General features: G+C 72.3%; 21 protein-coding genes. 19 read left to right on the top strand and 2 right to left on the bottom strand.

Features of this window, described 5'->3' with window-relative positions:
• The first annotated feature begins 422 nt into the window (after nucleotides 1–422).
• The 14 genes from murF (at nucleotide 423) to ACIBFB_RS12285 (ending at nucleotide 16,291) form a co-directional block, all read left to right on the top strand.
• The gene (gene murF, locus ACIBFB_RS12350) at nucleotides 423–1,871 is read left to right on the top strand and encodes a UDP-N-acetylmuramoyl-tripeptide--D-alanyl-D-alanine ligase (RefSeq protein ID WP_397229231.1); all 1,449 of its coding nucleotides are present in this window, start codon (nucleotides 423–425) and stop codon (nucleotides 1,869–1,871) included.
• Nucleotides 1,868–2,941, top strand: a complete 1,074-nt coding sequence (mraY, locus tag ACIBFB_RS12345; RefSeq protein WP_397229229.1) for a phospho-N-acetylmuramoyl-pentapeptide-transferase — start codon at nucleotides 1,868–1,870, stop codon at nucleotides 2,939–2,941. The genes murF and mraY overlap by 4 nt, the downstream gene beginning before the upstream one ends.
• Before the next feature lie 4 nt (nucleotides 2,942–2,945).
• Complete coding sequence (gene murD / locus ACIBFB_RS12340; protein ID WP_397229227.1) at nucleotides 2,946–4,394, top strand: UDP-N-acetylmuramoyl-L-alanine--D-glutamate ligase; 1,449 nt, start codon at nucleotides 2,946–2,948, stop codon at nucleotides 4,392–4,394.
• 165 nt (nucleotides 4,395–4,559) lie between these two features.
• Nucleotides 4,560–5,984, top strand: coding sequence for a putative lipid II flippase FtsW (gene ftsW, locus ACIBFB_RS12335; RefSeq protein ID WP_397229225.1), 1,425 nt, complete (start codon nucleotides 4,560–4,562; stop codon nucleotides 5,982–5,984).
• Nucleotides 5,981–7,141 carry an undecaprenyldiphospho-muramoylpentapeptide beta-N-acetylglucosaminyltransferase gene (gene murG / locus ACIBFB_RS12330; protein ID WP_397229223.1) on the top strand — a complete coding sequence of 387 codons (1,161 nt, stop codon included), beginning with the start codon at nucleotides 5,981–5,983 and terminating at the stop codon, nucleotides 7,139–7,141. Before ftsW ends, murG begins: the two co-directional genes overlap by 4 nt.
• On the top strand, nucleotides 7,138–8,592 hold the full coding sequence (gene murC / locus ACIBFB_RS12325; protein WP_397229221.1) for a UDP-N-acetylmuramate--L-alanine ligase: 1,455 nt from the start codon (nucleotides 7,138–7,140) through the stop codon (nucleotides 8,590–8,592). Before murG ends, murC begins: the two co-directional genes overlap by 4 nt.
• Nucleotides 8,593–8,723: 131 nt before the next feature.
• Entirely contained in the window at nucleotides 8,724–9,476 is a 753-nt protein-coding gene (locus tag ACIBFB_RS12320) for a cell division protein FtsQ/DivIB (RefSeq protein ID WP_397229219.1), read from the top strand.
• Nucleotides 9,477–9,963: 487 nt separating this feature from the next.
• Nucleotides 9,964–11,472: a cell division protein FtsZ gene (ftsZ, locus tag ACIBFB_RS12315; RefSeq protein ID WP_397229216.1), complete on the top strand. Its 1,509-nt coding sequence runs from the start codon at nucleotides 9,964–9,966 to the stop codon at nucleotides 11,470–11,472.
• Between the two features lie 130 nt (nucleotides 11,473–11,602).
• Complete coding sequence (gene pgeF / locus ACIBFB_RS12310; RefSeq protein ID WP_397229214.1) at nucleotides 11,603–12,322, top strand: peptidoglycan editing factor PgeF; 720 nt, start codon at nucleotides 11,603–11,605, stop codon at nucleotides 12,320–12,322.
• A gap of 148 nt (nucleotides 12,323–12,470) precedes the next feature.
• Entirely contained in the window at nucleotides 12,471–13,199 is a 729-nt protein-coding gene (locus ACIBFB_RS12305; RefSeq protein WP_397229212.1) for a YggS family pyridoxal phosphate-dependent enzyme, read from the top strand.
• Nucleotides 13,200–13,335: 136 nt separating this feature from the next.
• Complete coding sequence (locus ACIBFB_RS12300) at nucleotides 13,336–13,863, top strand: cell division protein SepF (RefSeq protein ID WP_397229210.1); 528 nt, start codon at nucleotides 13,336–13,338, stop codon at nucleotides 13,861–13,863.
• Between the two features lie 39 nt (nucleotides 13,864–13,902).
• Nucleotides 13,903–14,202 carry a YggT family protein gene (locus ACIBFB_RS12295; protein WP_075925573.1) on the top strand — a complete coding sequence of 100 codons (300 nt, stop codon included), beginning with the start codon at nucleotides 13,903–13,905 and terminating at the stop codon, nucleotides 14,200–14,202.
• A gap of 127 nt (nucleotides 14,203–14,329) precedes the next feature.
• A complete protein-coding gene (locus ACIBFB_RS12290) occupies nucleotides 14,330–15,214 on the top strand; it encodes a DivIVA domain-containing protein (protein WP_397229208.1) in 885 nt (294 codons plus the stop codon).
• 93 nt (nucleotides 15,215–15,307) lie between these two features.
• Nucleotides 15,308–16,291 carry a hypothetical protein gene (locus tag ACIBFB_RS12285; RefSeq protein WP_397229206.1) on the top strand — a complete coding sequence of 328 codons (984 nt, stop codon included), beginning with the start codon at nucleotides 15,308–15,310 and terminating at the stop codon, nucleotides 16,289–16,291.
• A gap of 75 nt (nucleotides 16,292–16,366) precedes the next feature.
• Here ACIBFB_RS12285 and ileS read toward each other — a convergent pair whose 3' ends face one another.
• Entirely contained in the window at nucleotides 16,367–19,567 is a 3,201-nt protein-coding gene (gene ileS / locus ACIBFB_RS12280) for an isoleucine--tRNA ligase (RefSeq protein WP_397229204.1), read from the bottom strand.
• Nucleotides 19,568–19,935: 368 nt separating this feature from the next.
• Here ileS and ACIBFB_RS12275 point away from each other — a divergent pair, with 368 nt between their 5' ends.
• The 4 genes from ACIBFB_RS12275 to ACIBFB_RS12260 all read left to right on the top strand — a co-directional run bounded on the left by ACIBFB_RS12275 (nucleotide 19,936) and on the right by ACIBFB_RS12260 (nucleotide 22,339).
• Entirely contained in the window at nucleotides 19,936–20,196 is a 261-nt protein-coding gene (locus ACIBFB_RS12275; RefSeq protein WP_397229202.1) for a hypothetical protein, read from the top strand.
• Nucleotides 20,197–20,409: 213 nt separating this feature from the next.
• Entirely contained in the window at nucleotides 20,410–20,820 is a 411-nt protein-coding gene (locus ACIBFB_RS12270) for a TraR/DksA family transcriptional regulator (protein ID WP_397229200.1), read from the top strand.
• A gap of 29 nt (nucleotides 20,821–20,849) precedes the next feature.
• Nucleotides 20,850–21,416 (top strand): signal peptidase II, encoded by a 567-nt coding sequence (lspA, locus tag ACIBFB_RS12265; protein ID WP_397229198.1) that lies wholly within the window; start codon nucleotides 20,850–20,852, stop codon nucleotides 21,414–21,416.
• Entirely contained in the window at nucleotides 21,413–22,339 is a 927-nt protein-coding gene (locus ACIBFB_RS12260) for an RluA family pseudouridine synthase (protein WP_397229196.1), read from the top strand. Before lspA ends, ACIBFB_RS12260 begins: the two co-directional genes overlap by 4 nt.
• A gap of 43 nt (nucleotides 22,340–22,382) precedes the next feature.
• Here the strand turns inward: ACIBFB_RS12260 and ACIBFB_RS12255 are convergent, their stop codons facing one another.
• A complete protein-coding gene (locus ACIBFB_RS12255; RefSeq protein ID WP_397229194.1) occupies nucleotides 22,383–23,348 on the bottom strand; it encodes a DMT family transporter in 966 nt (321 codons plus the stop codon).
• A gap of 73 nt (nucleotides 23,349–23,421) precedes the next feature.
• On the opposite strand from ACIBFB_RS12255, the gene ACIBFB_RS12250 reads away from it, so the two are divergent.
• A complete protein-coding gene (locus ACIBFB_RS12250) occupies nucleotides 23,422–24,327 on the top strand; it encodes a LysR family transcriptional regulator (RefSeq protein WP_397229192.1) in 906 nt (301 codons plus the stop codon).
• The last annotated feature ends 9 nt before the right edge of the window (nucleotides 24,328–24,336 follow it).

Raw genomic sequence — 24,336 nt, 5'->3', positions numbered from 1 at the left:
GGCGCCCCCGGGCCCCCCCCCCCCCGGGCCCGGGCGGGGGGGGGGGGGGGGGGGGGCCCCGGCGGCCCGGGGGGGGCCGCCCGGGGGGGGGGGCGCCCCCCCCCCCCGGGGGCGCCCGCGGGTGTGTGCCGCGCGAGCGCGTGGCGCGTTACACCAGGACGGTCACGAAGTGGCGCATATTGCTCCACACGGGCCCCGACAGGACCTCAGACACCTCAACATGTTCTAAGGTAGGTCCGGCAATCGCAGCCCGGAAACGTGCCGCAGTGGCTCCCACGGCAGTGGCGTGTGCCGATCCGTGGCGAGGCCCGCGCGCCGTCGCGCGCACGGTGACCGCGGTGCCTTCCCCTGACCTGAAACTCCGGCCGGGCGGCCAAGCGCCCCTGTGGCGCCGTGAGCCGGGCCTGACATGAGGAGTGGATTTGATCGCGCTCACGCTCGATCGGATCGCCGAGATCACCCAGACCGCCATCGGCGGACCAGCGCGCCCCGACACCGTCGTGGACGGCCCGGTCGTCATCGACTCGCGCCACGCCGCGCCCGGAGCGCTCTTCGTCGCCCTGACCGGCGAACGCGCGGACGGGCACGACTTCGCCGCCGCGGCCGTCGAGGCGGGGGCGGCGGTCGTCCTGGCGTCCCGACCCGTCGACGCTCCCCACCTGCTGGTGGACGGAGGCGACGACGAGGTCGTCGCGGCGCTGGCGCGCCTGGCCGCGCACGTGGCCAGGGAGCTCGCCGATCCCCGTCGGGGAGCGGCCGCCGCCGAGGTCGTCGGGGTCACCGGGTCGTCCGGCAAGACCACCACCAAGGACCTCATCGCCCAGGTCGTCGGCCGGCTCGGCCCCACGGTCGCCCCCGCCGGGTCGTTCAACAACGAGATCGGCCATCCGCTCACGGTGCTGCGCGCCGGCACCGGCACGCGCCACCTCGTGCTGGAGGTCGCCGCGCGCGGGATCGGGCACATCGCCCACCTGTGCCGCGTGGCGCCGCCGAGGATCGGCGTCGTGCTCAACGTGGGCAGCGCGCACATGGGCGAGTTCGGCGACCGCGACGCGATCGCCCAGGCCAAGGGCGAACTCGTCGAGGCGCTCCCGCCCGGCGGCGCGCGGCGCGGCGGGGGCGGCGTGGCCGTCCTGAACGCCGACGACCCCCGCGTGAGCGCGATGGCGTCCCGCACCGAGGCGCGCGTGGTCACCTACGGCCTCGGCGAGGACGCCGACGTGCGCGCCACCGACGTGGTCCTGGGATCGACCGGGGCCCCGTCCTTCACACTCCACCTGGGCGGCGAGTCCGCCCCGGTGCGGTTGGCGCTCGTGGGCGCCCACCAGGTACACAACGCGTTGGCGACCGCCGCGGTCGCCGACGAACTCGGCATGGACGTCGCGGCGATCGCCGACGCCCTGGGCGCGGCGACCCCGGTGAGCCGGTGGCGCATGGAGGTCACCGAGCACGACGGCGCCACGCTCGTCAACGACGCCTACAACGCCAATCCCGAGTCCATGCGGGCGGCCCTGGCCACGCTCGGATCCCTCGCCCGGGACCGCCGCTCCATCGCGGTGCTCGCCCACATGGCCGAACTCGGCGAGGACGGCCGCGCGGAGCACGAACGGGTCGGTGAGCTGGCGGCCCGCACGGGCGTGTCCCACCTGGTCGTGGTCGGCGAGGAGGCCGAGGGCATCGCCGTCGGCGCCGAGCGCGCCGCCAGGGAGGGCCGGTGGCGTGGCGAGACCGTCCGGGTGCCGGACGCCGAGGCGGCCGCCTCGGCGGTGCGCGAGCGGATGCGCACAGGAGACGTCGTCATTGTGAAGGGATCGCGGGTGGCAGCGCTCGAAAGGGTTATCGACCTCATCACCAAGGGTGATGTCCAGTGATCGGCATCTCCATCGCGGCGGCGCTCTCGCTGGTCGTGTCCATGGCGCTGATGCCGCCGCTGATCAAGCTCCTGTACCGGTTCAAGTTCGGCCAGGAGGTCCGCGACGACGGACCCGAGGGCCACAAGACCAAGCAGGGCACGCCCACCATGGGCGGCATCGTCATCATCCTCGGCGCCCTGGTCGGCTACTTCGGGTCGCACCTGGTGCTCTGGCTGCTCCAGCCGGCCGCCACCGGCCCCACCGCCTCCGGCCTGCTGGTGATGTTCCTCTTCGCCGGCATGGGCTGCGTCGGCTTCCTCGACGACTTCATCAAGATCTACAAGCGCCGCAGCCTGGGCCTGCGCAGCGGCGCCAAGATGATCGGCCAGGCCATCGTCGGCGTCGGCTTCGCCTACGGGGTCACCCAGTTCCCCAACGGGTACTCCTACACCCCGGCCGCCCCCAGCCTGTCCTTCCTCCGCGACTTCGGCCCCACGCTGATGCTCCCGCTGTTCATCCTGTGGGCGCTGTTCCTCATCGTCGGCTTCTCCAACGCGGTCAACCTCACCGACGGCCTGGACGGCCTGGCCACGGGCGCGACCATCCTGTCGTTGGTCGCCTACGTCATCATCGGCAACTGGCAGCTGCGCCAGTCCTGCGTGTCCTACCTGGCCACCAACTGCTACACGGTCCGCGACCCCCTCGACCTGGCCGTCGTCGCCTCCGCCGTCCTCGGCTCGTGCATCGCCTTCCTCTGGTTCAACGCCCCGCCCGCGAAGATCTTCATGGGCGACACCGGCTCCCTGGCCCTGGGCGGCCTCATCGTCGGTCTGGCCATCACCACCCGCACCCAGCTCCTGCTGCTGCTCATCGGCGGTCTGTTCGTCATCATCACCCTGTCCGTGATGATCCAGATCAGCTCGTTCCGCCTGACCGGCAAACGGGTCTTCCGGATGGCGCCGCTCCAGCACCACTTCGAGCTCAAGGGGTGGGCCGAGACGACCATCGTGATCCGCTTCTGGATCATCCAGGGCCTGTTCGTGGCGATCGCCATCGGACTCTTCTACCTCGAATGGATGCCGAGGTAGCGCCGTGCCCGACCACGAGAACCCCGACACCGCGCCCGCCCTCGCCGACCGCACGGTCTGCGTCGCCGGTCTGGGCGTCTCCGGTCCCCCCGTCGCCCGCGCGCTCCTGGCCCGCGGCGCCCGCGTGGTCGTCGTCGACGGCCGCGACGACGACGCCACGCGCGCGGTCGCGGCCGAGCTGACCGGGGCCGGAGCCGAGGTCGTCCTCGGCGCGACCCCGCTACCCGAGGGCTGCGACCTGGTCGTCACCTCGCCGGGCTGGCGTCCCGACTCCCCGCTGCTGGTCCGGGCCGCCGAGGCCGGGGTCGAGGTCGTCGGCGACGTCGAGCTGGCCTGGCGGCTCAAGCCCGCCGACCAGGTCTGGCTCGCGGTCACCGGCACCAACGGCAAGACCACGACCGTCCGCATGCTGGAGGCGATGCTGCGCGCCGACGGCCGCGACGCGCTGGCCGTCGGCAACGTCGGCACGCCGGTCATCGACGCCGTCCTGCCCGACGCGGACGGGCGCGTCCACGACGTCCTGGCGGTCGAACTGTCCAGCTTCCAGCTGCACTGGTCCTCCACCGTGCGACCGCACGCCGCCGTCGTGCTGAACGTGGCCCCCGACCACCTGGACTGGCACGGCGGGCTCACCGCCTACGCCCGGGCCAAGGGACGGGTGTTCGCGCGCGGGACCGTCCGCGTGGTCAACACCGCCGACCCCTGGTCGGTGCGCCTGGCCGAGGAGGACGGCGACCCGCACACACCGCTGGTCGGCGTCGGCCTGGACACCCCGCGGGCCGGAGAGCTGGGCGTGGTCGAGGACCTGCTGGTGGACCGCGCGTTCGTCGCGGATCCGAGCAGCACCGCGGAGGAGCTGGCCAGCCTCGCCGACGTTCGCCCCGCCGCGCCGCACAACGTCGCCAACGCCCTGGCCGCCGCGGCGCTGGCCCGGTCGATCGGGGTCGCGGCCGCGTCGGTCAGGGCCGGACTGACCGCGTTCGTCCCCGAGCCGCACCGGATCGCCCACGTGGCCACGGTGGACGGCGTCGACTACGTCAACGACTCCAAGGCCACCAACCCGCACGCCGCGGCGGCCTCGCTCCACGCCTACCGCCCGGTGGTGTGGATCGCGGGCGGACTGCTCAAGGGCGCCGACGTCGACGACCTGGTCGCCATGGCCGCGGACCGCCTGCGCGGCGTCGTCCTCATCGGCGCGGACCGGGCGCGGCTGCGCGAGGCCCTCGCCAAGCACGCGCCCGACGTCCCGGTGGTCGAGGTCGAGGTCGAGGGGCCGGCCGGGAACGCGCCCGAGGGGCACACCGTCATGGACGCGGTGGTGGCCGCCGCCGCGGACCTGGCCGAGGAGGGCGACACGGTGCTGCTGGCGCCCGCCGCCGCCTCCATGGACATGTTCACCAACTACCCCGAGCGGGGCCGCTTCTTCGCCGAAGCCGTCGAACGGCGCCGCTGAGTAGTCGAGCGACGCCCGTGCGCGACCGAATCGCGCGCGGGCGCCCGCCCGTGTGCCAGGCGCCACCTTCCCAGGCGCCAAAGATGGCCAACACGCGGAAAATGTCCGCGCTCCCGCACGTGCCCGTGCGCCACTATTGAGGCGCGAATCGTGCGGAGGGTGTGGATGGCGGCGACGACAACGGTCCCAGGGATGGCCCGGCCCCGCGGGCGTGCGGCGACCGGCGGGCGTGAACGCGCACTGTGGCGTGAGTGGGCGCGGTCCCTCGACCGACCCCTCACCTCCTACTACCTGGTGCTGGGCACCGGGGTGATGCTCATCGCCCTGGGCCTGGTCATGGTGCTGTCGTCGACGATGGTCAACTCGATCACCGAGACCGGCTCCGCCTTCTCGATGTTCCAGCGCCAGATGGTGTCGGCGTGCATCGGCCTGCCGCTGATGATCGTGGCCTCCCACCTGCCCCACACGGTGTTCCGCATCGCGGGCTACCCGGCGATGATCATCTCCGTCCTCCTGCTCCTGCTCACCGCGTTCCAGGGCACCGAGGTCAACGGCGCCATGCGCTGGCTGGAGATCGGCGGCCTGACCATCCAGCCCTCGGAGCCCGCCAAGCTCGCGTTCACCCTGTGGGGCGCCAACGTGCTCGCCCGCAGGGAGGAACTGCGGGAGATGACCGAGTGGCGGCACCTGCTCTTCCCGCTGCTGCCCGGTGTCGGCCTGCTCGCGCTGCTGGTGCTGCTCGGCTCCGACCTGTCCACGACGCTCGTCCTGCTGCTGGTCTTCCTGGCCCTGCTGTGGGTGGTCGGGGCTCCGGGCCGGATGTTCGTGGCGATGTTCGGCCTGGTCCTGGCGCTCGCCGTGATCATCATCGCGATCGAGCCCTACCGGATCACCCGCGTCACGGCCTTCCTCGACCCCGGCGCCGACCCCACCGGAGACGGCTTCCAGTCGCTGCACGGGCTGTACGCGCTCGGCACCGGCGGGGTGTTCGGCGTCGGCATCGGCGCCAGCCGGGAGAAGTGGGGCTTCCTGCCCTTCGCCGAGTCCGACTTCATCTTCGCGATCATCGGCGAGGAGTTCGGCCTGATCGGCACGCTCGTCGTCATCTCCCTGTTCGGGGTGCTGGGCTACGCCGGCCTGCGGGTGGCCCGGAGGGTCGAGGAGCCCTTCGCGCGCCTGGCCGCCGTCGCCATCATCGCGTGGATCCTCGGCCAGGCGATGATCAACATCGCCGCCGTCATCGGCCTCGTTCCCGTCACCGGCATCCCGCTGCCCCTCGTCTCCTACGGCGGTTCCTCGCTCGTGCCGACCATGCTGGCGCTCGGTGTGCTGCTCGCTCTGGCCAAGTCCGAGCCCCAGGCCAGAAAAGCCCTGGCGGCCCGGGGTCCCAGTAGGCTCCAAAGGGCTCTAAGCTGGCTGGGCCTGGAGAATGTCGGCACCTCGGTGCACAAGCGGGGTGGCGCCACCGTCCCCAGGCGTGCCACCACGGCGCGCGGCCCCCGCGGGACCCGTGGCGGCAGGACGACGGCCAAGCACAGGAGCGGACCGGTCCCGGCGGGTGACCGGCCAAGGAGGAATCGGCGACCATGAGGGTAGCCCTAGCCGGAGGCGGCACGGCCGGGCATATCGAGCCCGCACTCTCCCTTGCCGACGCGCTGCGGCGCGTCGATCCCAGCACGGAGATCCTCTGTCTGGGCACCGAGCGGGGGCTGGAGACCAGGCTGGTCCCCATGCGCGGGTACGAGCTCGGTCTGATCCCCGCGGTCCCCCTGCCGCGCAAGCTCACCCCCCAACTGCTCACCGTCCCCGGCAAGCTCGCCGGTGCGCTCAGCGCCGCGGGGGAACACCTGGACCGGCTTCAGGCCGACGTCCTGGTCGGCTTCGGCGGGTACGTGGCCACCCCCGGCTACCTGGCCGCGCGGCGTCGGCGCCTCCCGATCGTCGTGCACGAGGCCAACCCGCTGCCCGGACTGGCCAACCGGCTCGGGGCGCGGCTCACCCCCCACGTGTACACCGGCCACCCGCACACCCAGATCCGCAACGGCCGCTACGTCGGCATCCCGCTGCGCGAGCAGATCACCACGCTCAACCGGCTGGCCGTGGGCGACAAGGCCCGCGCCTACTTCGGCCTCCGCCACGACCTGCCCACCCTGCTGATCTTCGGCGGCTCCCAGGGCGCCCAGCGCATCAACGAGACCGCCTTCGCCGCCATCCCCCACTTCCGGGCCGCCGGAGTGCAGGTCCTGCACGTCGTGGGTCCGAAGAACGCCGCCGAGCCCCAGGACCTGACCCAGGACGGCGTCCCCTACGTCGCGGTCCCCTACGTGGACCGGATGGACATGGCCTACGCTGCCGCCGACGTGGCGATGTGCCGTTCCGGGGCGATGACCTGCGCCGAACTGACCGCCGTCGGCCTGCCCGGTGCCTTCGTCCCGCTGGCCATCGGCAACGGCGAGCAGGCCCTCAACGCCGAGCCGATCGTCCAGGCGGGCGGCGGCGTCATGGTCAACAACGCCGACGTGTCGGTCGAGTGGATCACGGGCCGGCTCATCCCCCTTCTGACCGACACCGACCGGGTCGTGTCCATGTCCGAGGCGGCCGCCCGGATGGGCCGCCGCGACGCCGACGTGGAACTCGCGCGCGAGGTGATGGCGATCGCCCGCGGCGACCGCCCCACGCCCGACCTCCCGTTCGACGACGCCGACGGCGACGAGGTCTACCACGACGACGGGAAGGACACCCGATGAGCCTCGTCACCCCGACCGATCCGGTCCCCGTGGACAAGCTCGGCCGCACCCACTTCATCGGCCTGGGCGGGGCGGGCATGTCCGGCATCGCCCGCGTCCTGCTCCAGTCCGGGGTCGAGGTCTCGGGCAGCGACGCCCGGGACAGCGAGACCCTGCGCGAACTGGAGGAGATGGGCGCCAAGACGCACGTCGGCCACGCGGCCGACCATCTGGGCGCCGCCGAGACGCTCGTCGTCTCCTCCGCCATCCGCGACGACAACCCCGAACTGGTCGAGGCGCGCCGCCGCGGCCTGCGGATCCTGCCGAGGGCGGCGGCCCTGGGCGCGCTGCTGCTGGGCCGCGAGGGCATCGCCGTGTCCGGGACGCACGGCAAGACCACCACGACGTCCATGATCGCCGTGGTCCTCCAGCACCTGGGCGCCGACCCCGGCTACGTGATCGGCGGCAAGCTGGTCACCACGGGGCTGGGCGCCGACGCCGGGATCGGCCCGGCCATCGCGGTCGAGGCCGACGAGAGCGACGGGTCCTTCCTCATGCTCTCCCCGAAGATCGCCGTGGTCACCAACGTCGAGGCCGACCACCTGGACAACTACAGCGGTCTGGACGAGATCCACGCCAACTTCGCCTCGTTCGTCGACCGCGTCGAGCGGACCCTGGTCGTCGGCGTCGACGACCCCGGCGCCCGCCGGGTCGCCGAGATCGCCCGGGAGCGCGGCAAACGCGTCGTGACCTACGGGGAGGCGGCCGACGCCGACCACCGGGTCACCCGGACGGTCGCGCGCGGCTTCACCACCGAGTTCACCATCCAGACCGCCGGAGGGGAGCCCATCGACGGCACCCTGGCGGTCCCGGGCCGGCACAACGTGCTCAACGCCGCCGCCGCGCTCGTGGTCGCCGACGAACTGGGCCACGACCTGGAGGTCGCGGTCGAGGGCATCGCCGACTTCGCCGGTGCCGCGCGCCGCTTCGAGCTCAAGGGCGAGGCTGACGGGGTGGCGGTCTACGACAGCTACGCCCACCACCCCACGGAGATCGAGGCCGACCTGCGCGCCACCCGCGCCGCCCTGGAGTCGGTCGCCGGTGACGCGGCGGAGCAGGGACTGCCCGCCGGTCGGGTGGTCGCGCTGTTCCAGCCGCACCTGTACAGCCGCACCCGCTTCTTCGCGGACGAGTTCGCCACGGCGCTGAGCCTGGCCGACGAGGTCGTGGTGATGGAGGTCTACGCGGCCCGGGAGGACCCCGAGCCGGGGGTGACCGGCGAACTGATCACCTCCCGTGTCTCCCACGACCGCGTGTGGTACGTGCCCGGCCGGGACGAGGTCGTGCGCCGGGTGGCCGAACTCGCCCGACCCGGTGACATCGTGCTCACCATGGGCGCGGGCGACGTCACCGAGCTGGGACCGCGGATCGTCGAGGCGCGCGCCCGGGCCGCCGAGACCGCGGCGGGGTAGGCCGTTCGGGCGCCGCCGGAGTTCGTGGGGCCGGGACCGCGCCGAAGCGGGGGCGCCGCGCCGGAGGCGTCCGTCTAGGTGGCGGGCGGGCCGATGCGAAGCGGAGACCCGAAGCGAGCAGGGGGAGACACGTGAGCGCTGACCAGGGCGAGGCGACCGCCGAACCCGAGGCGGATCCGAAGCCGGGCGGTAGGCCGCGTCGGAGGTCCGATCCGTGGAAGCTCGCCTTCGTGGCGCTTCTGGTGGTCGCCCTGGTCTGCGTCGTCACCTGGGGACTGCTCGGATCCCGGTTGCTCGTCGTACGCGAGGTCTCCGTCACCGGTCTGGACCGCGTCTCGCGGGACGAGGTCGTGGCCGCCGTGGACGTGGCGACCGGCACCCCGCTGATCCGGGTGGACCTGGCGGCGGGAGCGGAACGGGCCGAGTCCGTCGAGCTCGTGGAGTCGGCCACGCTGTCGCGCGGCTGGCCCGCCACCCTGCGTGTGGAGATCGTCGAGCGCCAGCCGCTGCTGGCGGTCCGGGCCGGTGGCGAGTACCGGCTCGTGGACGGGGACGGCGTGCGCATCGAGGACTCGCCGACCCGTCCGGGCACCCATCCCGTGGTGCGCGTCACCGGCGAGGTCGAGGGCAACGAGGCGGTCCGGGCCGCGGCCGACATCGTCGAACGCGCCCCCGGCTCCCTGCTGGCGCAGGTCCAGCTCATCGACGCCACCGAGACCGACGCGATCGTCCTCGACCTCGGGGACGGGTCGCTCGTGGAGTGGGGAGACCCCTCCGCCACCGCCGACAAGAGCGCGGTCCTGCGCGTCCTCATGCGCGAGCACCCCCCAGAGGACGGGCGGATCTACGACGTGAGCACACCGGACCTGGCCATCGTTCGGTGAAGCGGTGACCAGAGGGCGGAAAAGGAACGGTGTCGGCGGTCCGGGCGCCGCGCGGGAGTGTCGGGGGAGCCCTCACGGGACGCTTTACCGACCGGCGCGGACATTCCAGACGCGACGCGCCGGGTGCGCACATCGCTTCCTCGTGTTATGCGCGGTTAGGCTGACCCCAGCATCGGTTGCCCGTACTCGGCAGTCCGCTTACTGTCGGGAAGCACAACCACCGTCAAGAACGTAGCAAAACACGCTTTTCGGGGTACGCAGGAACCGTTGTCCGTCCGGTGGACGGAGGACGCCGACCGCAGGGTCGGACGCGGAACGGTTCCGGGTGGCCCCGGGTCCCCGGACACCCGCGTCGTGGACGCCGCGGTGCGGGGGAACCCGAAACGCACATGGAGTAAACCGGATGCCGAACCCGAGGCGTTCTCCGGCGGCCCTGGCCCCGGACGCGCCGACGGAGCGGCTCATGCGAGCGGAAAGGCCCCTCGTCGTGGCAGCACCGCAGAACTACCTCGCGGTCATCAAAGTCGTCGGCATCGGCGGCGGCGGTGTCAACGCCGTCAACCGAATGATCGAAGAGGGGCTCAAGGGCGTCGAGTTCATCGCCATCAATACCGATGCCCAGGCGCTGCTGATGAGTGACGCCGACGTCAAGCTCGACGTCGGCCGTGAACTCACGCGCGGCCTGGGAGCCGGAGCCAACCCCGACGTCGGCCGCAAGGCCGCCGAGGACCACCGCGAGGAGATCGAGGAGGTCCTCAAGGGGGCCGACATGGTCTTCGTCACCGCGGGCGAGGGCGGTGGAACGGGCACCGGAGGGGCGCCCGTGGTCGCCAACATCGCCCGCTCCCTCGGCGCCCTCACCATCGGCGTGGTCACCCGCCCCTTCGGTTTCGAGGGCAAGCGGCGGGCCACCCAGGCCGAGTCGGGGATAGCGATGCTCCGTGAGGAGGTCGACACACTCATCGTGATTCCCAACGACCGGTTGCTGTCCATCTCCGACCGCCAGGTCAGCGTGTTGGACGCCTTCAAGGCGGCCGACCAGGTCCTGCTCTCGGGTGTTCAGGGCATCACCGACCTCATCACCACCCCCGGCCTGATCAACCTCGACTTCGCGGACGTGAAGTCGGTCATGTCGGGCGCCGGATCCGCGCTCATGGGCATCGGGTCCGCGCGCGGGGACGATCGGGCCGTCGCGGCGGCGGAGATGGCCATCTCCTCACCGCTGCTGGAGGCGAGCATCGACGGCGCCCACGGGGTCCTTCTGTCCATCCAGGGCGGCTCCGACCTGGGGCTGTTCGAGATCAACGAGGCCGCGCAACTGGTGGCCAACTCGGCGGCGCCCGAGGCCAACATCATCTTCGGAGCCGTCATCGACGACGCGCTCGGCGACGAGGTGAGGGTCACGGTCATCGCCGCGGGCTTCGACGAACCGGGCACGAACGGTCCGCCGACGAGGGAGCAGCGTCCCGTGGACCCTCCTGAGGCCGCCGCCCCCAAGGCGGGTCCCGAGTCCGTCCAGGAGACACCGCGTGAGCGGGCGTCCTCAGGCGCGGACACGGGAGGGGCGACGGCCGGCGCCGCGCCGTGGACCGCTCCCACGCGTCCCGAGCCGACCGCGGCCCCGGAGCCGGCGCGCCCGAGCGCCCAGCCGGTCCAGCCCAGGGAGCAGGAGCGACCCGCGCCGGGTGTTCCGACCGTGCCGACCACCGCGGTGACGCCGACGGCCCCGACGTCCCCGGCCGAGCCGGAGGCGCACACCGAGGCCGCGTCGCACGCACCGTCCTCCGGCCCGGACACCCGCGCCGAGACCGCGTCGGCCCACGAGTGGCCGGTCGCGCGGGACGAGGAGGAGTCCGCCGCACGGGAGGGTCGCGGCGGCCCGATCCACGCGGTCACCGACTCCGCAGCCGAGCGGCGCGGCGAGGTGCCCACGCCCCGGCGCCGGGTCATCTTCGACGACCCCGACGACCTGGACGTGCCGGAGTTCCTGAAGTAGCCGGAACCGTCCCCGGTAGCATCGGAGAGTCAGCGGCCCCGCCCCGTGGCGGGGCCGTCGTCGCCCCCGGGGACCCGCGTACCCACCGCACCGCCCCGCGCGGGCCGAGCGAGGGGACACGAGGACGCGGATGGGCACGATCATCGAGTTGGGTCAGGGCGTCCGTGCCGCCGTGACCGAGCGCGCGGGCGGGGTGAGCGCACCTCCCTACGACTCCCTCAACCTCGGACTCGGCACGGGTGACGAACGCGAGGCGGTCCTGGCCAACCGGGAGACCGCCGCCCGCCGTCTCGGCTTCGGCGTCGACCGCGTCGTGTGGATGAACCAGGTGCACAGCGCCGACGTGCTCGTGGCCACCGAACCCGGCGGCGTGGGCACCTGCGACGGGGTGGTCACCACCCGCTCCGACCTGGTCCTGGCCTCGATGGCCGCCGACTGCCTGCCCGTCCTGGCCGGCGACGCCGAGGCCGGGGTGCTGGGGGCGGCCCACTCCGGTCGCCTGGGGACCGCGGCGGGCGTCGCCGCCAACCTGGTGGCGGCCATGGTCGCCCAAGGCGCCGACACCGACCGGATCACGGTCCTCCTCGGCCCCGCCATCTGCGGCAAGTGCTACGAGGTGCCCGAGCACGTCAGGGACGAGACCGCCCTGACCACCCCCGAGGCCGCCTGCGTCACCCGCCGGGGCACACCCGGAGTGGACATGCTCGCCGCCGTCACCGCGCAGCTGCGCCGCGCCGGTGTCACCGACGTCACCGCCGACGGCCGCTGCACGCTGGAGAGCCCCGAACTCTTCTCCCACCGGCGCGGCGCCCCGACCGGACGGTTCGCCTCCTTCATCTGGCGCGGCTGACCCCGACCCGGCCGGGGTCGCGTCCGCCCGGCCCGCCAGGTCGTACCCTGGACCCGCGGTGACGGGAGGACCCTCAGGCCCCGGAGCGTCACCGCGCCCACCGGATCTCTCACACCGCCCCGCTCCCACGGGGAACAGAAGGAAAACAGTGTCACAGCCCGATCCCGCACGCGTCGACCAGGTCCGAGCCAACCTCGACGCGGTACGGGCCAGGATCGACGCGGCGTGCGCCAAGGCCGACCGCGATCCCGCGGAGGTGGCGCTGGTCGCGGTCACCAAGACCTACCCGGCCAGCGACGTGCGGGTGCTCGCCTCGCTCGGCGTGACCCACGTGGGCGAGAACCGCGACCAGGAAGCCGCGCCCAAGGCCGCCGAGACCGCAGACCTCGACCTGACCTGGCACTTCGTGGGCCAACTGCAGACCAACAAGGCCCGGTCGGTCGCCGGCTACGCCGACGTCGTGCACTCCGTCGACCGCGCGCGACTGGCCCGGGCGCTGGGCGACCGCGCGGCGGCGGCCGAGCGCCGCCTGACCTGCCTGGTCCAGGTCAACCTCGACGCCGACTCCCGGGCGGGGGTGATCGGACCGCGCGGCGGGGTCGACCCCGGGGACGCGCTCGACCTGGCCGCGCGGATCGCGGAGCACGAGGCGCTCACGCTCGGCGGTGTCATGGCCGTCGCGCCGCGCGAGGGCGACGCCCACGCCGCCTTCGCCCGGTTGCGCGAGGTCGCCGACCGTGTGCGCGACCGCCACCCGGGCGCCGCGGCCATCTCGGCGGGCATGAGCGGTGACCTGGAGGCGGCGATAGCACACGGGTCGACACACCTGCGACTCGGTACGGCGTTGCTCGGCGACCGGGCGTCGATCGTGGGGTAATGTCCCCACATAGACCTTGGGGCCCGTCTGTGGAGTTCGCCCGAATGGGCGCTCCGTCCCGCGGAGGCGGCGAGTGACGGGTGAAGACGGAGGAGCTGGCTGCGGTGAAGGCCGCGGGGACGACGGAGGGTATGGGATGGCCGGCGCGATGCGCAAGATGGCGGTCTACCTCGGCCTCGTGGAGGACGACCGTTACGATCACCGCTATGCGGACGAATATGATGAGTTCGACGATTTCGACGAGGGGTCGGAGGACGGGCGCGACGGCGACGCCGATTCTCCGCGGGGCGAGGAAGCACGGGGCGACGCAGTGACGGACACCGGCGACTACGTGGGTTCGGGCGACCGGCGCGGCGGCTCGACCACGGTGGCCTCCACCGCTGATCTCGCGCGGATCACGACGCTCCACCCCCGCACCTACAACGAGGCGCGTACCATCGGAGAGCACTTCCGGGAGGGCACGCCGGTGATCATGAACCTGACCGAGATGGTCGACAGTGACGCCAAGCGTCTCGTCGACTTCGCGGCTGGTCTGATCTTCGGTCTCCATGGCAGTATCGAGAGGGTCACCAACAAGGTGTTCCTGCTCTCTCCGGCGAACGTCGAGGTGACCGCCGAGGACAAGGCGCGGATCGCTGAGCGAGGGTTCTTCAATCAGAGCTAGACCATCACACCCGTCCACAGATTGGGTCGAGGAACGACCGTGAGTATCGTCCTGTCAGTGCTGCTCATCGCGCTCCAGATCTTCCTTTTCGTGCTGATCGCGAGAGTGGTCCTGGAGATGGTGCAGTCCTTCTCCAGGACATGGCGTCCCACGGGGTTCGTGCTCGTGCTCGCTGAGATCGTGTACACGATCACCGACCCACCACTGAGGTTCCTGCGTCGGTTCATCAAGCCGGTGCGGCTGGGGAGCATCGCACTCGACCTGAGTGTCCTGGTCCTCTTCATCGCCGTGGCGCTGCTGATGAACGTTCTCACGGGCCTCGCCACCACCGTCGCATAGGGATGCGCAGGGCAACGAGACACCCCTGATTCCGTTATGTGGTCTTGGTCATGATCTGGATTGCCGTAAGGTCACGATCAGGTAGCGTCCCTACGGACAGACTCCCAAGCGCGCCAAGGAGACGAAGATGCCGCTGACACCCGCGGACGTGCGGAACAAGCAGTTCAGTACCACCCGGCTTCGTCCGGGCTACGACGAAGAAGAGGTCGACGCCTTTCTCGACGAGGTCGAGTCCGAGTTGGACCGACTGATCCAGGAGAACGAGGAGCTGCGCGGGAAGCTGGCCGAATGCCTGCGGGGCAAGGTCCCCAACGCGGGCATGCAGGACTTCCAGCAGCAGGACGCCGGTCCCGAGGCCCAGCACGTCGAGCAGATGCGCCCGGAGCCCGTGCAGCCTCCGCAGGCCGTCGAGGCCCCCCAGCCTCCGGCCCAGCCCGCCCCGATGGGCATGACCGGCGCGAACCTGGCCATGGGCGGCGAGGAGAACATGGACACGGCCGCCCGCGTCCTGGCCCTCGCGCAGCAGACCGCCGACCAGGCGATCTCCGACGCCCGCCGCGAGGCGGACGAGACGCTGGGCCGCGCCCGTCACGAGTCCGAGGACATCCTCGGCAAGGCGCGCCGCCAGGCCGACCAGATCATCGGCGAGGCCAGGGCCCGCTCGGAGAACCTCGACCGCGACGCCCAGGAGCGCCACCGCCAGGTCATGGGCTCCCTCGTCCAGCAGCGCGAGGAGCTGGAGCACAAGGTCAACGTGCTCAAGGACTTCGAGCGCGAGTACCGCAGCCGCCTGAAGGACTACTTCGAGCGCCAGCTGCGTGAGCTCAACGAGGAGGGCAAGTCCGGTGAGCCGAACCCGAACACCACGGGCGGCTTCCAGACGATGGGCCCCCAGACCGGCGGCGCGCCCTCGCTCCAGCAGCACGGTCCCGCCGGCAACCCGTTCGGTCAGCCCGAGCCCGCCCAGCACGGCGGCTTCCACCCGGGCGAGTCTCCGCACGAGCGTCGCTGAGCTTGGCCCGGTGCGGTTCCGAACAACTGAAGACTCCGGCTCAACGCGTGCAAAGGCCCTGGTCGACCTGTGATTCTTAGCATCATCGCAACCGTGGCGGTGCTGGCGGCCATCGCCGTCATGGCGGCCGCCCTGCTGCTCGCCGAGACCACGCTCGTGTACGTCGCGCTCGGACTCGGCGCGGTCAGTGCCCTGTTCCTCGTGGGGGCGGTGGTCCAGGGACGGTTCGGCGGGGGAGCACCGAACCGGGAGCGTTCCGGGACGGACGGTTTGGGGAAGTCGTCCGTCCCCGCGACGACACCGGCCCGGCACGAGCGTGCCGAGGAGCCGGGGCGTGCGCCCGCACCGGCCTACACGCCGGTGCGGGAGGTCTCCGTGCCCGTGGAGTCCGGTCACGGGGCCGGACCGGTCGTGGAGGGGACCGGTCCCGAGGAGCCGGAGTTCGAGGTACCCCGCTGGGAGACCCCCGCGGTCGCCGCCTGGCCGGTCCCGGACACCGCCGATTCCGAGCCCGAACCCTCGCGGGGGGAGCGGTCCACAGCCGTGGAGACCCCCGGACGCGACGAGTCCCCCGCCCCCGAGGCCGCGCCGCCCCCGCCGGAGACCGGCGCCGAGCCCGCCCCCGAGCCTCCGGGCGAGGAGGACGCCTCCGCCCGGTTCAGCTACCGCATCCCCGCCTTCTCCCGCACGGTCGAGGACGACCCCGCGACGGAGCGGGAGGAGACCTCCGCGCCCGACGAGACCGTCGCCGCGGTGCCGGAGCCCGGAGACACCCCGGACCCGTCGGACGGCGCCACGGCCGGGCACGACGAGCCCGAGCCGACGGACGACGCCCCGGACGCGGACGAGGACGCGCTCCAGGTCGCGGACGCGACCGCACCTGACGACGCGTCCACCGACGGCGCTCCCACCGCGGGCGACGCCGTCCCGGCCACGGACGCGGACGACCCCGACGACGAGGACGCGACCGCGGTCGCCGAGCACGGCGAACCGTCGGCCGACCCCCAGAGCACCGCGCGCACCGCGGACGACACCGAGGGCGACACCGAGGGCGAGGAACCCGACCGGGTCCGCTGAGGCCACCGGGACCCACCCAGGACACACGACGGGCGCCGCTCCGCCACCAGGAGCGGCGCCCGCGCGCGTCGGCCGTCAGGCCCGGCGGAACCCGAAGGCCACGCCGAACTCCTCCGACGCGACCGTGTACAGGTCCTCACCCGCCTCACCGGCGACGAACGCGTCGGCCAGCACCTCGCCGGCGATCGTCTCACCGTGCTCGACCAGGGCCTGCTCGGTGGTCTCCTCCGACGCCGTCCACCACACGTGGATCCGGTCGGAGACCTCCAGACCGCTGCGCTTGCGCGCCTCCTGGAGCATCCGGACCATCTCCCGCGCGAGTCCCGCACGGCGCAGCTCCGGCGTGAGCTCCAGGTCCAGGGCGACCGTCTCCCCGGACTCGGAGGCCACCGTCCACCCCTCCCTGGGCTGCTCGGTGACCAGCAGCTCGTCCGCGCTGACGTCGACGGGCTCGTCGTCGACCCGCACCTGCGCCCAACCGGTGTCGCGGACCCGGGTGACCAGGTCGGCCGGGTCGGCGGCCTGGATCGCCTTGGCGACCAGCGGCGTGCGCTTGGCGAACCGCTTGCCCAGGGCGCGGAAGTTCGGCTTGACGATGTAGTCCACCAGGTCCCCGCCGACGGAGGCCAGCGCGTCCAACCGCTCGACGTTGAGCTCGTCGGCGATCTGGTCGCGCAGCTGCGCCGGCAGGTCGGTGAACCCGGGCGCGCCCACCAGGGCCCGGGCGAGCGGCTGGCGGGTGCGCACCGCCGAGTCGACGCGGGCGGACCGGCCCAGCTCGACGAGGCGCCGGGTGAGCGCCATCTGTTCGGACAGCCGCGTGTCGACCAGTGCCTCGTCCACGGACGGCCACGACGCCAGGTGCACCGAGTCGGGCGCCTCGGGACGGCGCAGCGCCGTCCACACGTGGTCGGTCAGGAACGGCACGACCGGCGCCATCAGCAGCGTGACCGTCTCCAGGGCCTCGAACAGCGTCGCGAACGCGGACGCGCCCTCCGGGGTGCTGGCCCCGCCCCAGAAGCGGCGCCGGGAGCGGCGCACGTACCAGTTCGACACGTCGTCGACGAACGCGGTCAGGCGGCGCCCGGCGGTCGTGGTGTCGAAGGCGTCCATCGCCTCGGTGACGTCGCGGACGACCTCGTTGAGCTCCGACAACAGCCACCGGTCGAGCAGCGGGCGGTCCTCGGGCGCGGGGGCCTGCGCCAGCTTCGCGTGGTCCCAGCCGTCACCGGCGTTGGCGTACAGGGTGAAGAAGGACACCGTGCTGTAGTAGGTCAGCAGGACCTTGCGGACGATCTCCTCCAGCGCCGCGTGGCCCACCCGGCGTGCCGTCCACGGCGAACCGCTGGCCAGCATGAACCAGCGCAGCGCGTCGGCGCCGTGCCGGTCCATCACCGGGATGGGCTCCATGACGTTGCCCAGGTGCTTGCTCATCTTGCGGCCGTCCTCGGCGAGGATGTGGCCGAGCACGACCACGTTCTCGAAGGAGTTGCGGCCGTAGACGAGGGTGCTCACCGCCAGCAGCGAGTAGAACCACCCGCGCGTCTGGTCGATCGCCTCGGAGATGTACTGCGCCGGGAAGTTCTCCTGGAAGGTGTCGGCGTTCTGGTGCGGAGCGCCCCACTGCGCGAACGGCATCGACCCGGAGTCGAACCACGCGTCGATGACCTCCGGCACGCGGCGCGCCACCCGCTGGTCCTCGGGCAGGGAGGGGTCGGCGTCGGGGTCGGGGATGACGACGTCGTCGACGTAGGGGCGGTGCGGGTCGAGATCGGACAGGTCCCGCCCGCTCAGACGGCTCAGCTCCTCCAGGGAGCCGACGCAGATCTGGCGGCCGTCGGGGAACTCCCAGATCGGCAGAGGTGTGCCCCAGTAGCGGTTGCGCGACAGCGCCCAGTCGACGTTGCCCCGCAGCCACTCGCCGAAGCGGCCCTCCTTGACGTTCTCGGGCACCCAGTTGGTGACGTCGTTCTGCCCGATCAGCTCGTCCTTGACCGCCGTCGTGCGGATGTACCAGGACGGGACCGCGTAGTAGAGCAGCGCGGTGTGGCAGCGCCAGCAGTGCGGGTAGGAGTGCTCGTAGCTCTGGTGCCGGAACATCAGGCCCCGGTCCTTCAGGTCGCGGACCAGGGTCCGGTCCGCCTCCTTGAAGAAGGCGCCGCCCACCAGGGGCAGGTCCGCCTCGAAGGTGCCGTCCTGGCGCACCGGGTTCACCACGGGCAGACCGTAGGCGCGGCAGGTCGTCATGTCGTCGCCGCCGAACGCGGGCGCCTGGTGCACCAGACCGGTGCCGTCCTCGACCGTGACGTAGTCGGCGAGGACGACGAAGTGCGCGGGCCCGTCGAAGGGGACGAGCTCGAACGGGCGCTGGTAGGTCCAGCGCTCCATCTCGTCGCCCTCGAACCGCTCGCCGGTCAGCTCCCAGCCCTCGCCGAGGACCTTCTCGAACAGCGGCTCGGCGACCACCAGCCGCTCGGTGCCGTCGGTCGCCACCACGTACGCCACGTCGGGGTGCACGGCGACGGCGGTGTTGGACACCAGCGTCCACGGGGTCGTGGTCCACACCAGCAGCGACGTCGGGTGCTCGGGGGCGGCCAGGGGACCCGAGGTCACCGGGAGGCGCACGTACACCGACGGGTCGGTGACGGTCTCGTAGCCCTGGGCGAGCTCGTGGTCGGACAGGGTCGTGCCGCAGCGCGGGCAGTAGGGGCTGATCCGGTAGTCGCGGACCAGGAGGCCCTTCTCCCAGATCTGCTTGAGCGCCCACCACACGGACTCCACGTACTGGGGGTCCATGGTGCGGTAGGCGTCGTCCATGTTCACCCAGTAGCCCATGCGCTCGGTCATCGCGGTGAACGCGTCGACGTTGCGCAGGACCGACTCGCGGCAGCGGTCGTTGAACTCGGCGATGCCGAAGGTCTCGATGTCCTTCTTGCCGGACAGGCCGAGTTCCTTCTCCACGGCGACCTCGACGGGCAGGCCGTGGCAGTCCCACCCCGCCTTGCGGTCGACGTGGTAGCCGCGCATGGTGCGGAAACGGGGGAAGACGTCCTTGAACGCGCGGGCCTCGACGTGGTGCACGCCGGGCTGGCCGTTGGCGGTGGGCGGTCCTTCGTAGAAGACCCAGTTGGGGCCGCCGCGGGTCTGGTCGAGCGAGCGCTGGAAGACGTTCTCCTTCGACCAGCGGCCGAGGATCTCGCGCTCCGTCGCGGGTAGATCGATCTGCGCGGGCAACTGGGGCAGCGCGCGGGGTTCGGGCCGGGGGTCGTTGGCCACCGTCGTACCTTTCCATCAGGGATGTGCCTGACGGAGGGACGAGGCTCGGGCCCCGCGGTACCACCCTCCTTGGAGCCGAGGCCGGTCCGCTGGACGGGCGGGCGACGGATCCCTCTTCGTTGCGCTGGTGCCGGTTCTACTGGGGAGCACGGACTCCCGTTCCTCCGGCGGCTCCGGGGTGATCTTCGCGCTGGTCGTGCCCCCGGGCTCCCACCATCCCCGGGTCGCTCGGGCGGATCGGGCCGTCTAGGCTGTGTCCGTCCGGTCGGGGCCAGCGCTACTCGTCCCCATCGACGCCTCGACAGTCAGGATAACGCAGCACGGTGCGGCGCACGGCGCGTTTCACCGCCCAGGGAGGGGTGTCCGCCATGGCTCAGGACACGGACGGCGCGGTCATGGTGAGTCTCCCCGACCGCGAGGACGCCGAGGAGCTCGCCGAGCAGCTGCTGGAGCAGGGCTACGAGCCCTGCCTCGTGCACCGGGACATGCTGGCCGGGGAGGACGACGCCGACGACGCGGACTGGGTGATCGAGGTGCGCACCGGACCGCACGGCGGCCCGGCCGTGTTCGACGAGCCCCACCTGGCCGCGCTCGCGGAGGACTACGGCGGGTTCGCCGCCGTCGAGTAGGGCCGCCCACGCGGCGGGGAACCGCCCGCCAGGGCGGGGAAGCACCAGGGCAGGGTCATCGTTTCACCAGGTGAGGCGGGGGCACACCGCTCGGATCGTTGCCTTGGGGTCGCGCATTGCCTAGGCTTCCGGCACCGCTCGCGGAACAACCCACGGGTCCCGCCGGTCAGCGGGGCGCGGGGTCGGGCGAGCCCGTCTGGGAGGGGAAGTGCGATGAAGGCCACCGAAGCCGCCAGGCTGCCGGTCCGTTCGGGGGAGGAGTCCTGGACGCCGGGGGAGATCGCCGAGGTCCGCGAGCGGCTCCAGAAGGAGATCTCCGCCTTGCGCGAGGAGATCCGCGACAGCGAGGACGAGCTCGCCGCCCGCCTGAGCGACCCGGTCGAGGGCGCGGGGGACGACCCCGCGGACACCGGGGCCAAGGCCTTCCAGCGCGAACACGATCTGGCGTTGGCCTACAATACTCGTGACCTGCTCGCCAAGAGCGAGCGGGCGATCGAACGGATGGACGCGGGAACCTACGGGGTCTGCGAGTCGTGCGGCCAGGCCATCGGGAAGGCACGCCTTCAGGCCTTCCCACGGGCCACCCTGTGCGTCACCTGCAAACAGCGCGAGGAGCGTCGCTGACTGAGGTAGAGCCCTCCGGGGACAGCAACATGACCACGCCCGACACCGTCGCGGCGCGACCGCGCAGGTACCCGTTCCTGCTGCTGGTCGCGGTCGCCGCGGTCCTGGCCGACCTCGCCACCAAGCAGTGGGTGCTGTCGGCCTTCTCCGAGGGGGAGAGCGTCGACGTGATCGGCGGCCTCCTCCAGTTCACCCTGGTGTACAACACCGGGGCGGCGTTCTCGATGGGCACCGACCACACCTGGGTGTTCACCGGCATCGCCATCGTCGTGGTCGGTGTCATCGCCTACCTGGGCCTGCGCGTGCGCAACGTCTGGTGGGCGGTCACCCTCGGCCTGATGATGGGCGGGGCCGCCGGGAACCTCATGGACCGGCTGTTCCGCGACCCGGCGCCCTTCCACGGCGCGGTCGTCGACTTCATCCGCGTGCCCTACTGGCCGGTGTTCAACATCGCGGACTCGTGCGTGGTGGTCGGCGCCTGCCTGGTGGTGCTGCTGACGTTCAAGGGCGTCAACCTGGACGGCAGCCTGGCCGCGGAGGACGGCGGCGGCACGGCCGACCGGGACGAGGCCACCGACGAGGGGACGGGCACGTGAGCGACACCCGGAGCCTGCTCGTGCCCGACGGGCTGGAGGGCGACCGGCTCGACGCCGCGATCGCCCGCATGTTCGGGCTCTCGCGCACGCGAGCGGCCGAACTCATCCTCGACGGCAGCGTCCTGGTCGACGGCGCCGAGGCCGCGAAGTCCGACCGGGTCCAGGCCGGCGCCTGGCTGGAGATCACCCTTCCGCCGCCGCCCACCGCGCCCGTGCCGCGTCCCGAGGCCGTGCCCGGGCTGCGCATCGTGCACGAGGACGCGGACATCATCGTCGTCGACAAGCCGGTCGGCGTGGTCGCGCACCCGACCGTCGGCTGGACCGGCCCGAGCGTCCTGGAGGGGCTGCTCGCGTCGGGCGTGCAGGTGGCGACCAGCGGCGCCGCGGAGCGCCAGGGGATCGTGCACCGGCTGGACGCCAACACCACCGGCCTGATGGTCGTGGCCAAGAGCGAGACCGCCTACAGCGTGCTCAAGCGGGCGTTCAAGGAGCGCACCGTGGACAAGCGCTACCACACGCTCGTCCAGGGGCATCCGGACCCGCTGCGCGGCACCGTCGACGCGCCGATCGACCGGCACCCCGCCGGGGACGGCCGTTGGGCCGTGGTGGCGGGGGGCCGCCCCTCGGTGACGCACTACGACACCCAGGAGGCCTTCCGGGCCGCCAGCCTGCTGGAGATCAAGCTGGAGACCGGCCGCACGCACCAGATCCGCGTGCACATGGCGGCCCTGCGCCATCCGTGTGTGGGCGACATGCTCTACGGCGCCGATCCCACGCTCGCCGAGCGGCTCGGGGTGCGCCGGCAGTGGCTGCACGCGGTCCGGCTGGGCTTCGACCACCCCACCGAGCACCGCCCGGTGGAGTTCACCAGCCCCTATCCGGACGACCTCGCGGCGGCGGTGGAGGCCCTGCGCGAGGACTGATCCGCACACGTGAGGAGGGGGAGGCCCAACGGCCTCCCCCACCTCATGCCCCGTCGGCGGGGCGGCGCCGGGTGCGCAGGACCCCCTGGCACAGGGCCGCGCCGAGGATGACGACCACCGCTCCCAACGGCTGGTTCCACGTCAGCGTCTCGCCCATGAGGACCAGGCCCGCGGCGATCGCCACGACCGGCACCACGTAGGTGACCGTCGTGGCCACCGTCGCGCCCGCGCCGCGCACCACCCCGTACTGGAGGATGTACGCCAGCCCGGTGCCCAACGCGCCCAGTGCGACCACCGAGGCGACCACCCGCCAGTCCACCCCGGTGGGCATGTCGGTGACCAGCGGCGCCAGGACGACCAGCGGCACCGAACCCAGCAGGAGCTGGAGCGTGCTCAGCTCCAGGGCGCCGTGCGGGCTGCCCGCCACGAAGCGTCGCAGGTAGGGGGTGCCGAGCCCGTAGCACGCGGTGGCGGCGACCACGAGCAGCATGCCGACCAGCGCGTCCCGGTCGCTCACCGCGACCTCGCCGAGGGAGTTCCACACCCCGAACACGGTGAGCACGCCGACGAACCCGATGAACAGCCCCAGCAACCGGTCCCGGTCGGGGCGCTCGTCGGCGAGCAGGAGCATCGAGAACACCACGGCGAACAGGGGCGTGGACGCGTTCACGATCCCCATCAGCGCCGAGGGGATCAGCTGCGCCGCGTATCCGAACAGGGTGAACGGCACGGTGTTCAGCAGCAGGGCGGAGACGAACAGGTGGCCCCACAGCCGCGGTGAGGTCGGCAGGTGGCCGCCCCGCAGCAGGAGGACGGCCAGGAGCGGGAGCGCCCCGCACAGCATCCGTCCGAGCGCGAGCTGGACGGGCGCCAGCGCCTCCGCGCCGATCTTGATGAAGACGAAGCTCATACCCCAGATCAGGGCCAGGAGCACGAACTTGGCGCGCCAGCCGGAGAGCAGGCGGACGGTGGCCCCGGGCAGGGTCGGGGGAGGGGAGATGACGGACATGGGACCGTTGTACCGTCGTCCCATGTCTTAGGTCTACTTATAATTCCTTAATCTGTGCGTTAGAGTTGCTTACATGCTCAGTGTCGACCGGCTCCGCGTCCTCCACGCCGTCGCCGTACACGGATCCCTCAGCGCGGCGTCCCAGGCCCTCCACGTCACCAACTCCGCGGTGTCCCAGCAGCTGACCAAGCTCGAACGCGAGGTCGGCCAGCCGCTCGTCGAACGCACCGGCCGCGGTGTGCGCCTCACCGACGCCGCCGAACTCCTCGTCGAGCACACCGCCCGCATCCTGTCCATGGTCCAACGGGCCGAGGCCGAACTGGAGGCCCACCGCGACGACGTCGTCGGGCACCTGCGGCTGTCGGCCACCCCCACGGCCGTCCGCGGACTCACGCCGCACGCCCTGACCTCCCTGCGGGAGGCCCACCCCGGCCTGCGCGTGGAGATCAACGAGGAGGAGCCGCACGAGAGCGTGCCCTCCATGGCGCGCGGGGACGCCGACGTCGCCCTGGTCGTGGACTGGGAGGGCGCGCCCCTGGAGTTGCCGGCCGGCATGAGCCGGGCGCCGCTCATGGAGGACATCGGCGACATCGCCCTCCCCGCCGACCACCCGCTCGCCCACCGGGAGCTGCTGGAGCTCGACGAGATCCTCACGCTGCCGTGGATCAGCTGGTCGCGGGGGTCGATCTGCAACGACTGGCTGTACGACATGATCCGGTCGCGCGGCGCCGAGCCCCTCATCGTGCACACCGTCGAGGAACACCAGACCAAGCTGACGCTCATCGCCGCCGGGATCGGCGCGGCGGTCCTGCCCCGCCTGGGATGCGGCCCGATCCCGGAGGGGGTGCGGATCGTTCCGGTGCAGCCCGCGCTGGTCCGCCAGGTGTACGTGTTCTGGCGGACGGAGTCGTCGCGGCGGCCCGCCATCCGGGCGGTCGTGCGCGCGCTGCGGGAGGCCGCGGCCGTCTACACCGACTGACGGCTGCCG

The organism is Nocardiopsis sp. NPDC050513, from assembly GCF_044457925.1.
Taxonomy (GTDB): domain Bacteria; phylum Actinomycetota; class Actinomycetes; order Streptosporangiales; family Streptosporangiaceae; genus Nocardiopsis.
This window is presented reverse-complemented; position numbering and strand designations above follow the sequence as displayed.

What these genes read in the sequence shown, in the direction of transcription:
- ACIBFB_RS12300 (WP_397229210.1), top strand. Translation starts at nt 13,336, where the DNA reads ATGGCCGGCGCGATGCGCAAGATGGCGGTCTACCTCGGCCTCGTGGAG.
- ACIBFB_RS12255 (WP_397229194.1), bottom strand. Translation starts at nt 23,348, where the DNA reads ATGTCCGTCATCTCCCCTCCCCCGACCCTGCCCGGGGCCACCGTCCGC.
- lspA (WP_397229198.1), top strand. Translation starts at nt 20,850, where the DNA reads ATGACCACGCCCGACACCGTCGCGGCGCGACCGCGCAGGTACCCGTTC.
- murG (WP_397229223.1), top strand. Translation starts at nt 5,981, where the DNA reads ATGAGGGTAGCCCTAGCCGGAGGCGGCACGGCCGGGCATATCGAGCCC.
- ACIBFB_RS12275 (WP_397229202.1), top strand. Translation starts at nt 19,936, where the DNA reads ATGGCTCAGGACACGGACGGCGCGGTCATGGTGAGTCTCCCCGACCGC.
- ACIBFB_RS12270 (WP_397229200.1), top strand. Translation starts at nt 20,410, where the DNA reads ATGAAGGCCACCGAAGCCGCCAGGCTGCCGGTCCGTTCGGGGGAGGAG.
- pgeF (WP_397229214.1), top strand. Translation starts at nt 11,603, where the DNA reads ATGGGCACGATCATCGAGTTGGGTCAGGGCGTCCGTGCCGCCGTGACC.
- murC (WP_397229221.1), top strand. Translation starts at nt 7,138, where the DNA reads ATGAGCCTCGTCACCCCGACCGATCCGGTCCCCGTGGACAAGCTCGGC.
- ftsW (WP_397229225.1), top strand. Translation starts at nt 4,560, where the DNA reads ATGGCGGCGACGACAACGGTCCCAGGGATGGCCCGGCCCCGCGGGCGT.
- ACIBFB_RS12290 (WP_397229208.1), top strand. Translation starts at nt 14,330, where the DNA reads ATGCCGCTGACACCCGCGGACGTGCGGAACAAGCAGTTCAGTACCACC.
- ACIBFB_RS12250 (WP_397229192.1), top strand. Translation starts at nt 23,422, where the DNA reads ATGCTCAGTGTCGACCGGCTCCGCGTCCTCCACGCCGTCGCCGTACAC.